Annotated in this window: 9 protein-coding genes and 1 tRNA gene; 3 read left to right on the top strand and 7 right to left on the bottom strand. The window is 52.6% G+C overall.

What is annotated here, in order from left to right; all coding sequences use genetic code 11:
• Window positions 1-8: 8 nt before the first annotated feature.
• A tRNA-Thr gene (locus ACEVG1_RS09510) sits at window positions 9-81 on the bottom strand.
• A 199-nt stretch (window positions 82-280) separates the two neighbouring features.
• On the opposite strand from ACEVG1_RS09510, the gene ACEVG1_RS09505 reads away from it, so the two are divergent.
• The gene (locus ACEVG1_RS09505; RefSeq protein ID WP_374743426.1) at window positions 281-1,435 is read left to right on the top strand and encodes a polymerase; all 1,155 of its coding nucleotides are present in this window, start codon (window positions 281-283) and stop codon (window positions 1,433-1,435) included.
• Here the strand turns inward: ACEVG1_RS09505 and porV are convergent.
• Window positions 1,432-2,466, bottom strand: a complete 1,035-nt coding sequence (gene porV, locus ACEVG1_RS09500; RefSeq protein ID WP_353124285.1) for a type IX secretion system outer membrane channel protein PorV — start codon at window positions 2,464-2,466, stop codon at window positions 1,432-1,434. The two genes, ACEVG1_RS09505 and porV, sit on opposite strands and share 4 nt — an antisense overlap.
• A 10-nt stretch (window positions 2,467-2,476) precedes the next feature.
• On the bottom strand, window positions 2,477-8,014 hold the full coding sequence (locus ACEVG1_RS09495; RefSeq protein WP_374743425.1) for a T9SS type A sorting domain-containing protein: 5,538 nt from the start codon (window positions 8,012-8,014) through the stop codon (window positions 2,477-2,479).
• Between the two features lie 356 nt (window positions 8,015-8,370).
• Between ACEVG1_RS09495 and ACEVG1_RS09490 the strand changes: the two genes are divergently transcribed.
• Window positions 8,371-8,577, top strand: coding sequence for a hypothetical protein (locus tag ACEVG1_RS09490; RefSeq protein ID WP_374743424.1), 207 nt, complete (start codon window positions 8,371-8,373; stop codon window positions 8,575-8,577).
• Window positions 8,577-8,726 carry a hypothetical protein gene (locus ACEVG1_RS09485; protein ID WP_374743423.1) on the top strand — a complete coding sequence of 50 codons (150 nt, stop codon included), beginning with the start codon at window positions 8,577-8,579 and terminating at the stop codon, window positions 8,724-8,726. The genes ACEVG1_RS09490 and ACEVG1_RS09485 overlap by 1 nt, the downstream gene beginning before the upstream one ends.
• Before the next feature lie 38 nt (window positions 8,727-8,764).
• On the opposite strand, the gene ACEVG1_RS09480 is transcribed toward ACEVG1_RS09485, so the two are convergent.
• From ACEVG1_RS09480 to ACEVG1_RS09465, 4 genes are all read right to left on the bottom strand, one after another.
• Window positions 8,765-11,317, bottom strand: coding sequence for a hypothetical protein (locus tag ACEVG1_RS09480; RefSeq protein ID WP_374743422.1), 2,553 nt, complete (start codon window positions 11,315-11,317; stop codon window positions 8,765-8,767).
• A 117-nt stretch (window positions 11,318-11,434) separates the two neighbouring features.
• The gene (locus ACEVG1_RS09475; RefSeq protein WP_374743421.1) at window positions 11,435-14,671 is read right to left on the bottom strand and encodes a CHAT domain-containing protein; all 3,237 of its coding nucleotides are present in this window, start codon (window positions 14,669-14,671) and stop codon (window positions 11,435-11,437) included.
• A 27-nt stretch (window positions 14,672-14,698) separates the two neighbouring features.
• Complete coding sequence (locus ACEVG1_RS09470) at window positions 14,699-15,427, bottom strand: tol-pal system YbgF family protein (RefSeq protein WP_374743420.1); 729 nt, start codon at window positions 15,425-15,427, stop codon at window positions 14,699-14,701.
• Entirely contained in the window at window positions 15,420-15,950 is a 531-nt protein-coding gene (locus ACEVG1_RS09465; protein WP_374743419.1) for an RNA polymerase sigma factor, read from the bottom strand. The genes ACEVG1_RS09470 and ACEVG1_RS09465 overlap by 8 nt, the downstream gene beginning before the upstream one ends.
• Window positions 15,951-15,966: the final 16 nt, after the last annotated feature.

Below are 15,966 nucleotides of genomic sequence, written 5' to 3'. Positions count from 1 at the left end.
GTTTTTTGAGCCCCCTGCCGGGATCGAACCAGCGACCTACTGATTACAAGTCAGTTGCTCTACCAGCTGAGCTAAGGAGGCAAAACCTCAAAAATCCATCGAAAACCTCCGTTCCCGATTCCCCTACACCCCGCCAAAAACACCCTTTTCCGTTAGGGACTGCAAAGATATACAAACTTGGTTTAATACAAAAATTATTTGCAAAAATGTAAAATTGGCCGACAAGCCCCATTTATTGCCGCACCGCATTCCACTTCTTATCCGTACCTTCGCCGCATATATGGGTGTCGTACTACGTTGTTTGATCTACCTCGTCCTTTCAGGTATCGTTTTTCCTGCATGTTCACAGGAGCGGAAGCGTATTTGGGACCATAAGCTGATCAAGCGTTTCGCTTCGCCCGAAAAAGACACCACCCGTTCCGCGGGCTTCGTGGTGCTGCCGGCATTGGGGTATGCGCAGGAGACCGGACTGGAATTTGGCTTGGCCGGCGTTTACAATTTCTACCTCAACAAAACGGATACTTCCATCCGTACTTCCAACCTTACCTTCATTGGCACTTTCACCACCCAACGGCAAACGAACCTCAAATTGGAATCTGATATTTGGACTACCGGCAATCGCTACCATTATATCAATGAACTACGCTTCCGTAATTTCCCGTTTAACTTTTATGGGCTGGGCAATGAAACAGCAGCCCAGGACGAGGACGTCGTGCTCATGCAATTAATCCGAGTACGGCTGGAAGGCGAACGCGAACTGACGACCAACTATTACGGGGGGCTCAACCTGGCCTTTGAACGCTATACGTTTGCCGATAAGGAAAGCGGCGGTATCTTTGACCGTATGCAGCCTTATGGGCAGGATGGCGGATACCACCTCATGTTTGGCATCTCCCAGCTGTATGATACCCGCAATAGAAATACATACACCACCCGTGGGCACTATGCAAGGGCCAAATATGCTTATTCGCCGGGATTCGGTGGTGGCAGCAATTTCCAGGGAAGTCTATTCGATCTCGACCTGCGTAGTTTCTTCCCCTTCACCAGCGAACTCACGCTGGGGCTGAACGCCCACTACAAAACATCGTTCGGTAGCCGGGTTCCGTTTTATGTTTACCGCGAGCTGGGTGGCGACATGATGATGCGCGGTTACTACGCCGGCCGCTACCGTGACCGGAGCCTGATCGCTGCCCAAAGCGAACTCCGTTACCGTTTCCACCCCCGGTTGGGGGTGGCAGCCTTCGCAGGCGCCGGCTCCACCTACCACAGTGGGCTATCCAATGCCCGCTTCGTGCCTTCTTTCGGTGGAGGAATCCGTTACTTCTTTGACCTGGAGCATCAGAGCAGCATCCGCCTTGAATACGGAATCGGTGAAAAGCGACCTGGCGAAAAGCGACAGGGCGGGCTCTATCTCTCGCTGAGCGAAGCGTTCTAATAAAAATAGTACCCCACAGACAAACGCAACGACTTACCAAGCGGATGTTCATTTGAAACCGGCACCATATAAGCAAAATCAAAGTTAAAGGCGCGGTATGCAGCGCCGGCCCCTACCGTGAAAAATCGCCGATTGCCATACGAGGGGTGTTCATGAAAATACCCCAACCTACCATGCAATAAGTCATTATATCCGTATTCCGCACCGACACCCCAGGTTAATCCCCGCCACAAGGCCGACCCGTTGCCCGCCCCATTCCAGGCCATCAACCTATTCACATCCATCGCCAATCCAAGCATATCCCGGTCACTGAGTTCATAGTTGACGCTAGCCCCTAACCTGAGATTGGTTGGCAACGATGCCCCGCTGGCGGCATGGGTTATTCGCAGGCCAATATTTGACAGATTGGCTCCCGCTGACACCACAGCATCACGCCCTCCCCATATAACCGGACTGCTGAAATAGAAGGACGCATCCGCTCCCACTGCATTGACGGGCTGTACGTTCACGCCATCGTATACACCCATGCCAAGGTCAGACCGAATGTACCGAACCGCTAAGCCCAACGAAAAATATTCGGGAAACTTACGAACATATGCCACATCCGCTGCAAACTCACGGGGTTTGTATTGTTGAAGGGCGTTGCCCCCCGCATCCGTGAAATCCACGTTACCAAATGAGAAATACCGGACAGACGCCGCCAGTTTTTGCCTATGGTCCAAGGTATAATATCCAGCCAAGTAACTGAGGTGAACATCATTTGCATATTGCCGTAACCAAGGCGTATACGAAAGGCTTACCCCTCCTCCATCTTCGGCAAAGGCATATTTAGCGGGGTTCCAGTGCATGGCGTTGGCATCCGGCCGCGTTGCCACACCGGTTTCGCCCATCCCTCCCGCACGCGAATCCGGTGCAATCGTTAAAAAAGGCACCAACGTATGGAGCGTGTTCGGTTGATCAGCCTGCTGAGCGCGGACCCATGTACAAGCCAGGATACCCGCAACTACCAAAAGCAATAGTCTATTCTTCATGTTTAACTGTTTATGGTTTATGAATGATCAGTTTATCTCGGTACACCTTTCCGTCTTCCTGTTGTATGACAAGGAAATACATACCAGATCCAAGCCTGCTCAAATCGATAGGGGTACCCATCCCGGCGCTCATTTCCAGACGGATGGGCCGTACCACCTCCTGTCCAAGCACGTTGGCTACACGCACGGTAACTTTTCCCGTATAATTTGCAGAAATTATCGACGGTGTGCCTGTTGATGTCGGGTTCGGTGCTAACACAAAAGGTCGCTGCGCCCGTTCCGGTTGTTCGGACATACCGGCAATGGTAACGGTTGCCTCCGCGTCGGGGACTTTTTCCTCCAAGTTCCCCACCTTATCGCCCGATACCGCATAGAAGCTGTACGTGCCCCCCGGTTGCCCTACAATGCTCAACGTATCCAGCCGAGTACCCGTCAAAGGGTACCAACCTGTTTCGTTCTCGTTATAATAGATGCGATGGTATCCGAGGCCCGACCCATCATCGCTCCCGCTTATGCGAAGATGGATCACCGAATCGGCCTTGACCTCCGCGTGTACCTGGCTTGCTGGTTTCATCAAATCCGTCCTATTTTGCCATTGGTTAGTCAAAATAGGCTCATTGTCGTCAAAGATGATCGAAGCACGGTTGCTTACCAGCACGTTATTCCCAATGTCGCTACGAAGGCTGATCGAATAGGATATGGAACCCTCCCCTTCGGGATACTTCACGTTCGGCGGCAGGAAGCCATCCAACACAGGAAGGTCCCCGGTCTGTGGATCAACGGAAAAGAATTGCCATTCGATTACGCCACTGACGGTGTCCAGCGAAGCATTGATCCGCACACGCAGCGACCGTGCTGCAGCGGGGGGGACATCCAGCACAAACTCCTTCCTGTTTTTCGGCACCCGGTAAGTATCGTTGCCAATGGTGACATTGCCAAACTCAAAACTGGAAAGGTCAAACACCTCGCGGTCGAGTGTATCCAGCACGCGTACAACCTGTGCCGCAGCGGTAGCGGTATCGACATTCTCGAACGTAATCAGGAACGATTGGCGGTCAAGTTTGTTTACATACCTGGCCGACCCGACGCCTGCGGGACCATAAATGGCATTTGGATCCATCGAACCAATGGAATTGGTCTCTTTTTCACGCTCATCCTTCGGCAGCAATTCGTCGCCAAGCTCATCCAGCAAGTCTTCCATTTGTTCTGCCAGTTCCGGGCAATCTTCCAACGCTTTAAGGAACGCCCGCCGCTTATCTTCCAACGTCTTGAACTTATCTGCTTTATCAAAAACATCCATCAATAATTCCAGCCGGGCATCGCGGCCACTAGATTCGAGCAGGCTATTCAATCCGTCCTGGTATTTCTGCCATTGCTTGGGCGTGAGCTGGCTCGGGTCCTTGAACTTGCCATTGATGAAGTCCCGGGTCTCTTTCCGCCATGCCGCGTTGTCAGCCTTTAGTTTGTCAACGCCTTTGCCTAATGCCATCTTTCCCAGCTCTTCCGTAGCAGTCCACATGGCATACTCATTCGCTGCGTCGAGGTCTTTCCAGATATCGGAGTACGTCTCGGCGGGCACCTCGTAATCATCGTACCAGGCCCAGAACTTGGCTCCGGCCAACTTGGCGTTAACCGCCAGGTGCTTCTGGCCCACCTTCAACGTTTTGGTAAGTGCCTGGAGCGGCACGTTTTTCGTTTTGTCGGCGGCCATATCCACCAGATCGATCATTTCCGAGGCCACGTTATTGCTCAAATCGGCATAATTCGGCGTGTTGCACGACCCGAAGTAGTTCGGCTTCAGGGTAAACGTGATGAACTTTTGGGTTGCCGCACTGGTGGCGCGCACGGTAAATGGCAATTCAAACGTTCCGCCAGCCGGCACATGCGGTATCATCAGCAAGCGGATGTATCCATTGTAAGGCTTGCCTTGAAACATGTCGATTTCCGTTGCGGTATCTTCATTCTCATAGATGTAATTGATATACTCGTTAGATAGGGTATGTACTTCACCATCGTCATCCACAACGGTCGTTGTGCCATCCGGATCGGGCTTGATTTCCCGGTGTTCCATCTGTAGGCTCACCGACTTAGGCCACAGCAATGCCACCATGACGCCCGAGGCGGTCACATTACCCCTATTGCCTACCACCAGGTTAAAACGTGTTTCGCGGCCAACGCGCCACTCGTCGGGGCCGGTTACTTCAGACCACGTGGTGGGGTAGTTAAACGAGCCTATGGTGAAGGCTTTCGGATAGACCAACGGTTCTTCGCCCGGTATTAGGATGGTCACGTCATACTCGCCTTCCTCGGCGAAATGCAGGTCGAACGTAGCGGTCATACTTGTCCCCTTGGCGCTTGCATATACACCGTCGGGCTGCAGCGTATTGCCGCCTTTGCTCAAGGTAACCACCGTGTTCTCGGTAAGCCCACCACCAAACACCTGGATAATCCCATCGCCCCCTTTCCCTACCGACGTAGGCGTGAAATATTCGACCCCTTTGAATTCGAATGCATATTCGGTGGTATCTGTAAGCCCGCAAACGCTATTCACCGCAATCAGCCGGGCGGTATAACTACCGAACCCAAACACCTTCATGGGGAACCTACCTGTGGCGGTGGTTCCATCGCCAAAATCCCACAGGTACTCGTCCGCATTGCCCTCCGCTGCCCTAAAACCGATTTCGTTGCCTACCCGCTCAAACTCAAACGCCGCATGGGGTTGCCGGTCGATGTGTTTCATTCCGATGTCGTATTGGAACGACCCCGTACCCCCCTGGTAAACCAATACATAAAGGCTATCGGTTTGCACACAGGCCAAGCTGATGGTATCGCGCAGTATACCGCCCTTGCCCACATTTCCATCCCCCACGCGCTGGGAAGCCACTTGTCGCCGACGCTTGTCATAGGCGTAGATATGGAATCCCGCCTCGCCACCACCGGTATTCAACCCCGCTACATACAAGTCGATATTCCCGTTGGAAGGCACTTCGAGCACGTAATAGTCGTAGCGATCCGTCACACCGTCGGCCACATAACCGATATGCCCTTCAACCCGATCCGCCACCGTTACCGTGGTGGCTTCATCGAACGTGTTGTTCGGTTCCCAATCGTTCGCACCCTTATCGACCACCTCATAACGTATTTTGTAGGCAAATGAACGATTGCTGCCCTGGTATACAAGAAAATAAAGGGTATCTGCGGCACGTGAATAAATCTCGATGGTATCGCGTACCTGATCGCCCAGCGTTACACTGCTTTCCCCTACCGTACGGGTTACCAGTTGGCGGTTGCTTTTGTCATAGGCGTAGAAAGTGAAGGAGCCCGTACTACCACCGGTATGGAGCCCTTCCAAATAAATCTTTACGGTTCCATCTTCGGGTACGGGGGTCTGGTAGTAATCATACCGATCGGTCACACCATCGGCAACGTAACCAATATGGCCATTCGCTGCTTCATTTTCCAGCAGATCCGCCGCCTGTTGAAATACGTCGTTCGGTCCCAAATCATTCGCGCTCCGATCAACCACTTCGTACCGCATCTCGTACGCAAACGAACGGTTGGCCCCCTGATATACTTGGAAGTAAAGGGTATCCGCCGCCCGGGAATGAATCTCAATGGTATCGTGTACAACCCCTCCCTTTGACACGGACTCCCCCAACGCCGATTTTGTGGCAATCTGTCGGCGGCTCTTGTCGTACGCATAGAAGGAAAAAGAACCGTCGCTACCCCCGGTATGCAGCCCTTCGATGTAAATCTTCACCGTGCCGTCATCGGGCAACCCCGTTTTATAGTAATCGTTTCGATCCGTGGCACCATTGGCCACGTAACCGATCTGCCCCCTTATGCTGTCCCCTTCATTGACGATGATGGCTTGTGGAAAGCCATCATTCGGTTCCGCTTCCCGGTAGTGTTGGTCGAGTACTTCGTAGCTTAGCTCATAGCTGAACGACCGGCTGCTGCCTTCGTAGATCAAAAAATAGACGCTGTCCGCGTCGCGAGATACGATTTGGACCGTATCGAGCACGCTGTCACCTTCATTGACACTACCGCCGGCAACCTGTTGCGTCGCTATCTGCCGCCCGCTTTTATCGTAAGCATAAAAAGTGAAGGTCCCGGCGCTACCTCCGGTATGCGTACCTGCAAGGTACACGTTTATTGTACCGGATGCAGGCAACAGGGTTTTATAGTAGTCGTAGCGGTCTGTGACCCCATTGGCCACGTAGCCGATCAATCCCGCCAACGACTCGCCCGCATTGATCCCTCCGGCCTGTGAAAACGTACCGTTCGGCTCGGGGTCCGCTTCGTTCAAATCGCCCACTTCGTAACTCAACTGATAAGCAAACGAACGGGAACCTCCCTGGTAAACAAGAAAATAAATCGTTTCATTGGCTTGCGATCGGGAGGTAATATCCAATACGCCTTGCACATTATCGCCCCGCTTGGTTCCTCCATCGCCGATCTGTTTGACACCGATTTGCCGGCCACTCTTATCATAGACATATAAGGCCACCGTGCCGTTGCTCCCTCCCGTATGCAATGCTTCAAGCTTTACGGAAACCGTGCCGTTGTCGGGCAGTTGGGTTCTGTAATAATCATAACGATCCGTATTTCCATTGGTTACATAGCCTATCGTGCCCACCCGCACCTGATTCTCGACAATGGCGACCGCTCCATCAAATGTGCCGTTTGGCTCTTCGTCATCGGGGTGTTCGTCTACCATCTCGTATGATATGGTATAACTGAAGGAGCGGTTTCCGCCTTGATAGACCAAAAAATAGATGCTGTCCGCGGCACGGGAGACAATTTCAATCGTATCGCGAATCGCCCCGCCCGCAGCCACCACCTCGCCGAGCACGGCCTTGGTTGCTATCTGCCGATGGCTTTTGTCGTAAGCGTAAAATGAGAGCGAACCGTCGCTACCCCCTGTATGCACGCCCGACACGTACACCTTTACCGTACCCCCGCGAGGCAGTTCGGTTTTAAGGTAGTCGTATCGATCGATCACCCCGTCGCCCCGGTAACCGATGAGGCCCTGGACGGATTGTTCCACGGGCAGGTCGGCTGCTTGCTGGAAACCACCGTTCGGCTCGTCATCGTCATCGTATACGTCGGCCATTTCATACCGTATGCGGTAGTCAAAAGAACGGTTCCCTCCCTGATAGACAAGAAAGTAGACACTATCTAGCGCCAACGAAGTAATATGAAGGCTGTCGCGGATCGTTTCTCCTTCCGATACAGCGACATCGAGCAAGGAATTGACCCCGATCTGCCTGCCGCTCTTATCGTAGGCGTAGAGCGCTACCGATCCCACGCTCCCGCCGGTATGCGTCCCTTCGAGGTGTACAACGACCGAGCCCGAAGCAGGCAACAGGGTTTTGTAATAATCATACCGGTCTCCATCTTTTCCGATGCCACCCATCACCTCCTGCGCTACCTCGATTGGGGTGGCACGAGGTAAATCGTTGTTCGGCTCTGACTCGTTCTGTGCATACAGGACATGCATGGCGCATGCCAACAAGCACGTTAAAAATAGTTTATTTTTACCCATCGCTATTGAGTTGATAATATTTCGTTAAAAAATTAGACAAGTTTCTTATTTACAACAAAACATCGGGTATACAATGATTGATATTATTTAATAGATTATTGATTATTAGCACTTTAATAGTATTTTCGAAGTACTATTTGAGATATGGCCACCAAGGCTTATAATCTATACAAATCGCTGATAGTAAACTTATTGATTAATATGAAAACATCAACGCATGCAGGCAACGTTTCATTGTCGAGGCCGTTACCCTGTTCCTTTCGATAAAGGGCCGGATCAATTTCCGGCAGCTGGAACGGTACGGAAAATAAAGCGAACAGCGCTACCGTATCCAATTCGAAAAGCCATTTGATTTCATGGCTTTCAACAGCGGGTTGGTCAAGCAGCGCGCATGCGGACAACCATTCCGGAAAGTCGCTGGCAACGGCCGTAGTCTATGCCGTATCGCCCAAACGGAAAGCACGGGTGGTCAGAATACCCTTCGGGAAGAAACACAAACTGTACTTCTCAACCGATACGGAGATGGAGGCGGCAACTACCGTAAGATACTAAACCTTTACTGATGGATAGTTTTTTTTTCAACCTTGGGGTCAACCCACAATTGAAGAAACCTGCGCAAGCAAGCTTTATTGCCATTGAAAAACAAATATTGACAATGAAAAATCAGAAACTTGTCAAAGAACTATTACTATACGGCACTATTGCCGCTTAAAAATTAACTAACTATTGGTTTTGACTACAGCGCTAAAATTATTTAAGTGTGATAATGATTTCGGCGCCACCGGCCACATTCGAATAAGCGTCTACGTGGGCCCCGTTGTAGGAATTGCGTGTACCATAGGAGTAGACTACCGAGTATTCAGTGCCGGTATGTCCGGGTACGCCGGTATCGGGGTGCGGCGCGTAGGGCGAAGGGTCGCCCGCTTTCCAGCTGTGGGCATCCGGCGCGCCTATAATGGTGCGCATGCCTAGAAAGCGGAGGCTATAGGACACCGCATCGGGATCCTGCGGAAACGTTACCCCGTCCTGCTTCACACAGAAGTAAAGCGTATTTCCGCCCGACCATGGCTGGCTGCTATCCCCGTGGAAAAGGCGCATATTGGCCCATATGATTTTCTTTTTCGGGTCATTGAGGATGTTGACCGATCCGCGCACTACATCGATCAGTTCATAGGGCCGGGTGAGGTCGCCCTTTGGCCGTCCGTATATCCTTGCTTCAATAGTTTCCACAGACTCGCGGGTGTCTTCGTCTGAGCAGCGGTATTGTGCCGTAGCGTCGTTGATGGTTTCCACTTCCGTGGTCCAATAGGTCGCGTATTGGCCATTCCATCGCAATCCGCCGTGTTTGCCTGGAGTTGTCCACATAATTTTAATATCCAGATCAGGGTTGCCGGTAAGCGAAGGCACGTTGTCCGTTTTCGGTTCTATCCGAAGATTCGCTACGGTAGGCCCACGGTCACTGTTACCCGTGAGGGTGATGCCCTCGGGCACGATTTGATAATTGGAGGGTCCGATGGTGATCTCTGCCGAGTCTTTGCCCACCAATTGATCATCCTTCAACACCTCTACAAAAATCCATTGCGTTACCGGGGCGGTCCGCCCGGGGGCATAATCGGCCTTGAACACGACGTTGTCCGCATCGGTTTCCAGTTGGTCCGCACCGGATTGGCTGTCTACCCTTATGCTACCATAACCACCTGCTGTACGCCACCGGTAGGTGACATCGAGGTCGCTGAAATCTTCGGACTCAATAGTGGCTCTGAAACGCACCGTGTCATTCGGCGGTACCGAAGTGACCTGGCCGATACGGGGTGAAATGCGCACCACGCCCGCACGTGCCGTCGCCTTTAGCGATATGAGTCCGTAGGTTTCCCAATAATAATCCATAAACAGGCGTTCCTCCTGGCCGGTATTCCAGAAAAGCTCCTGATCGAAATAATAGCTCATCAATCCGTTGCGTTTGGCCGCGTTCGCCAGTCCCCCGGGCACGGCTCTCCCCACCGCGCTGAACACCGCCTCATGGAGATCTATGCCGTAGCCGGTCGATTCCGACTGGAAGTAGCGCTCAAACGTCTTCAGCATTCCATCCAGATTGCCGTCTTTCAGGGCGTCTGAGATTAGCGCATGAATCTCCGCTGTGCGCATAGCGGCATCCAGTTTCTCCACCCGTTCTTCGGCCTCAATTGCATAAAAGTCATCGATATCCAGCCCCAGGTTGATGCCGATGAAAGGCAGGTAGAAGTCTACAATCAACGCGGCATGCATGTGTTTCACGTAAGCGGCATACTCGTCGCCCGTCAGCTCGTCCTCTTGCACGTGGATACCCGCATTCACGATGCGGATGTCGTACTCTGCCACCTCCTCGTCATCGGCCAGCGGCAGTTCGTGCGGTCCGCTTTTTGTCTCTTCAAATACGGTTTCCCCGAAAAGAAACTGGCGGTAGTCCACCTCATATCCCAGCGGATGTATTTTAGGCAGGTACCTGCCATTGTCGACAAACCATTGCTTGTCGGCCTTCGTGCCGGTGCCGTACTCACCGATTAACTCCTGATAAGCCAGGGTGTTGTTTTTCTTGATGCGGGTCTTATAAATAAACGCGGTGGCCGTGCGGGGCCCCCTGTTCAGCACATGGAACTTGTTGGGTTCTTCCAGTTCGAGTGTGTAGCCGTTGGGCAGTTCACCCGTGTCGCCCTCCACGAAATAGTACCGCCCGTCCGTTGCCTTGGCCTTAGCCGCCATAACAGGTGTTTCCGAAGATTTGTGGTAAGCGGCGTGGTATCTTTTGATCAGTTCGGTGTACTTTTTACTCAATAAAAGATTCGGTTCAGTTTTCCACGCTTCCGCAAATTCGGAAATATAGGTATCCGCCGCATGGTCGGATTCGAATCCTTCCAGAAATGCGATCTGCGCCTCCATGGGCAGCGCGGCAAGCCGGTACAGTGTAAATAACGTTACCTTGGCAGTGGCCTCGGGCGATATTTCGGTTTTCCCAGGCGTGGAATATCCCTGCAATACCGGTTCACCGTTAGCGTTGGTTACGGTGTGTATCGTCACCGCGTCAACCATCTTGGGCACTTTCGTGGCTCCATTGGCATTTACGGCGACTGCCGTTCCAACCGTATTCAGTTCGTGGCCGCTGAGCGAATAGTTGGTGCCATCCGGGAGGGCAATGGTGGCATCCTGCCATTCGTATTCCTTGTTTACAGGGCCCGGATCCTCGGCCGCTACCGGATCCTTTTTGCAGCCATCCATCAGCAATCCTGTTGCCAATGCCGCGAGATAGAGTAAACTTGTCTTTTTCATGACACCTTATTGAGTTGATTAGTTTGAAACCAATTACTACATCGGTATCGGGTAAAACTTTAAAAGGTTAACAGGAGGAATGTATTTTTTTAGGTTATCGAAATAGCACCGCAGGGATTACTCTCCACGCCTCGCTTTCGCATAGCGGAAATAACCCCATCCGGCTATCAGCACGGCAGCCAGGACCAAACCAGTTAGCCAGTTGCGCCAGCCGAACGCGGCATAGATGGGGGCATTGTTGCCGATAAGACCCAACCCTGCCCAATAATACGGGTGCGCCAATTCTTGGGGGACATCGGCCAAGTAGCTAAGTTTGGTGGCGCGCAGGGCCTCGCTCTTCCGCATACCGTCGGCGAGGTTGGCATAGAAACCCGTAGTTATCGAGGCACTGGTTTTTTCATCGATATCCCATAAGCTCATCAGCACAGACGAGCACCCTGCGTACAAGAAACTATGGGCCAGGGAAATCACGCCCTCACCGGCCTGGAATTTCCCCGCACCGGTGTTGCACGCCGAGAGGACAGCTAACTCTGCACGGAGCTGCATGCTGTAAACTTCGTAGGCGTGGAGTATGCCATCATCCGATACCGAATCGCCCACCACCGGACCCGCTAGAAACAGGCGAGATTGCAAGGGTGACATATTATCGACTTCGGCATGCGTACCCATGTGCAGCATATGATACCCACCGGCAACCGTCCTGAAGCGCTGTTCATCTGCTGCTTCCTCCACGTAGAGATCGCCTTTTACAAACCGCAGCGCATCGCGTGCAGCTTGCAGCGAAAAGGGCTGGCGCAGCAAACGCGCGTGAATCGCCCCCTCCGCTAAGCTGTCCGGTTGGCGTTCGCCATACCGCTGTTTCATCCTGTCGGTGAATCCCGGCACCATGAAAAGCCCTCGCCGCGCGACGTTGGGTTTGTGTTGCAATTGCTGGACGGCACTCGATGCAGAAAGCAAATAGGTGATCTCATAACGCCGGACCAAGTAGGCGAGCTCCGAGAAGGTCATTCCTCCCTCGTCAGAAAGTAAAATTTCAAAATTAACCCCGAAAAGCTCGGCATCGGGTATAATCAACAACTGCTGCCCTGCGACCAATGGCTCCAACGGTGCAATCAGTTGTTGGTACAATGGGTAAGCGGCGTCGACGAACGATGTGATATCCAGCGACTGCAAATTCCTCAATACGATGACCTTCTCGGCAATCGGCGAACGAGGAAAGCGAAAGGCCTCAAATACACTTGCGCTGATGACAAAGGCATAGATATGGTGTTCAGTAACCGCATATTCCAGCAAAGTCTCACCTTTGGTAAGCAACGTGCGCCTGATATCTTCTACACCGCGCGGCTGCAGGTCGAAACGCGTGGACCAACGTGGGTCGGCGATGGACCGCATACTGTCCTGAAAACCGCGGTAGCCTTCCATGGCCTCCGTCAATTCTGTCAACAACGAATCATCGACGCCCCCGGTATTGAGATACCGGGCGTTGAGCGCACCGATCCTGGAACGCCACTGGCGATCCAACGAAAATCCGCCTCCGTTGTCGGGCAGTTGCTCATCGACCATCAGGTTGTTCGCGGCCAAGCGTAACAACAGACCCTTTCCCATCTCGGCAACCTCAAAGGCGGTGGCTAGATACGCAGGTCGGCCATGCTTCTCCGACAACAGCCAAGCCGCATTCAGCGCCTTCTGGTACAGCTTCTTTTGGCTATTGGCCAGTTGAATCAAGGCCGACTGGGTTCGAAGGGCCGCGATACCCAGCTCCAAATAAGCACCATACTCGTGAGCGATGCGAATGATCGTCTCAAGTGCATCCTCTTGCTGTGTGCGACGGTATTGCTGCTCGAGAATGGTTACCCGATTATTCAAGTAGCGAATCACGTGGTGCGAAAATGGCAATGCGACGACCCAGTTACTATCGGGCAGGTGCGAAACGCCGAGCAGCTCCATGAATGTGCTGTCCGAATATCGAATAGCCTCTTCCAGCGCATCTGCGGTACAATACGCTTCACTAATGTCGTTCAATTTACCGGCCACGAGGATATTGCCCCTCGGATAGCGGCGGCGGTACTCACGGAGCACTTCCCGATGCATGCGCTGGGCTTCCTCTACGCGGCCCTGCGCGACCAGGGTCTTGCCCAGGGTCGATTTGGTTTCTGTCACCATGGTTCCACCGTCGATTCCCGAATGGCGGTATTTCATCAGCGCGCGTTCATACCACGTTTCGGCTGCAGCGAAATCGCCCACATCGTAACGCAGGTCTCCCATCTGACTTTCCAAGTTGGCCGCTTCAAGTACGTTTTCCTTCGCATAGGCTTGCTGGATACGGTAGGCCCGCCGGAAGAGCGAGTCGGCAGTACCGTATTCGCCCAGCACCCGCTTCACATCGGCCAAATGCGCCAACGGCTGCACGATACCAGCTTCCTCATCGCCATAGTTTATACGGTGCAGGTGCAGTGCCTTCTCATAGTAGGAGGCGGCCAGCGAATGCTCGCCTAGTTGATGGTAGAGAAGCGCGGTATTGTTGTAAGACATCGCCAAAAACTGGGGATTGCCGGTTTCCGCATATTCCTGTTGCGCCACGTTTACCATGGCCCGCAAGTGGTGAAGGGCCTCCGTGTACCGGCACGCTTCTTCATATATAATGGCGAGCTGGTTGTGTACCAATGCCATGTTGGGGTGGGTGGGTGGCAGGTGCAACCGTGCTAAGCGGTAGAGTTCCAAACTGTACCGTTCAGCCTCATCCAAACGGCCCGCATCGCTCGCTATCAGCCCCAACGTCTGGTATACCCCCAGCAGCTGCCGGGCATCGTCGCCATATAACACCTTTTGGATGCCCAACGAGCGCTTGGCGTAACGCAGGGCATCATCTAAACGCAGCCGTACCATATACATCCACGATAGGTTGTTATAGAGGGCTGCCACGGTACCGTTTAGTGTATCGCCCGCCGGAATGCTGCGCTCCGCTTGGAGCAGGTTGGCTTGGCCCTCAGCCACATGCGATACGTGCACGAGAATCTGCCCCTTCTTATTCAGAGCAGCTACACGAGCCAGGTAAGGTTTGGGCAATCGTTCAGACAACCGTACGGCCGTGTCGGCCGTACGTAGTGCGGGCCAGTTACCTGCCGTGGCCCACAAAATTTCGGCCTTGTGAACATAAGCCCACACCAGGCTGTCGTGTTGATCAGCCTGCCGGAACACCTTAACCGCTCGTTGCAAATACCACGAAGCACTGTCATATTGCTGGTTGCGATATGCCTCCAACGAGCGATCGTAATCGCCAGGCTGCGCAAGGAGGCTGAAAGTCTGCAATAAGCAAAGCAGCATCCCAAGTAGGTGGCAGGTTTGCTTCTTCATGAGCTGACGGTTTGGTTTTCCTTTTGTTTATTCCAATTGATTAATCTTTTGCTGTATCTCGGTCACCCGCGGCTCGGGTGGCAACATCCGCAACAAATCAGCGGCCTCAGCGTACTCCGCACGGTTGACATGAATGAGCGCGCGATACCACAGCGCCTTGTCTCTAAAAGCCGAACCTTTGTCCGTCAAGATCGGCTCCAAATATAAAGCGGCGCTGTCAAGCACTCCTTTATTCAACATAGCCATGCCGAAATAATATTGTACGGTGTCCGTTGAACGCATTTCCTCCGAGAGCGTACGCCATGTGTGGATTGCTTCGTCGTACTTCTCTTCCTTGTAGCTCACCATACCATCGTAAAATATATACCTATCAGTGCTACTCATAGCAACGGGCAGCCCCGGGTCGGGGTAAAAATACGAGGCATACAAACTAGCACCCGATATGTCAGTGGTCCGGAGAATCCACCAGCCTAAGAAACCGACCGCGAACACCGCGACCGCAGCCGCTGCATATCTCCAAATATGCAAACGTTTCGGGTAAGCTTGTACAGCGCCATCATCTGTTGATGCCGCAAAGCCCCCCCATTCAACGGCCGCCATCAGACGGCGCTGAAGCGCCACCTCATCCCTTAGTTCGGCATTGGAGGCCATATCCTCCTCAAAAGCCTGTTGTACGGGCCCGTCCATACCACCCGTCAGATAACGCTCTATCCGCTCAAACTCGGCTTGACTGATTTCAGACCTGTACTTACTCATCGTTGTTGTATTTTTCGAGGTACGCCTTTCGCAGCCGCATCATGCATCGGTACTTGATGGTCTTGATACTCTCTTCCGTATTGTTCATTAATGCCGCAATATGCGCTAACGATTGCCGTTTGAAATAAAACCTCCCTAACAATTCCCTGCATTTTTCGCCAAGCGTTGAAAAAGATGCCCGGAGGACATGACTTTGCTGGACACTCCGTTCTACTTCCTCGCCGTCCACCAAGTCCTCATAAACACCTATATCTGCTTCCATTCTTATAATCCGTCCTGATGCAGCCCGCAGCACATTAATCCATTTATATTTGCAAATCTGCCGGACATAGGCATTGAATTGTTCGGCACCGCCACTGAACTTGCCTTCCCGCAGATTCAGCCAAGCGGCACTGACCCCTTCTTGGAAAATGTCAGCAGCATCTTCCAACGTCCCGGAATTTTTCAAGACATACCGCTGAAACCAACTAAAATTGTCCACGTAAACTTTCGTTAACAGGCGTTCCGCATCGCTATTTCGCATATCTGCCGGGCTTTCC

This window comes from Parapedobacter sp. 2B3 (assembly GCF_041925275.1).
GTDB classification, from domain to species: domain Bacteria; phylum Bacteroidota; class Bacteroidia; order Sphingobacteriales; family Sphingobacteriaceae; genus Parapedobacter; species Parapedobacter pyrenivorans_A.
The sequence above is the reverse complement of the archived record's forward strand: the minus strand, read 5'-3'. Positions and strand labels throughout refer to the sequence as shown.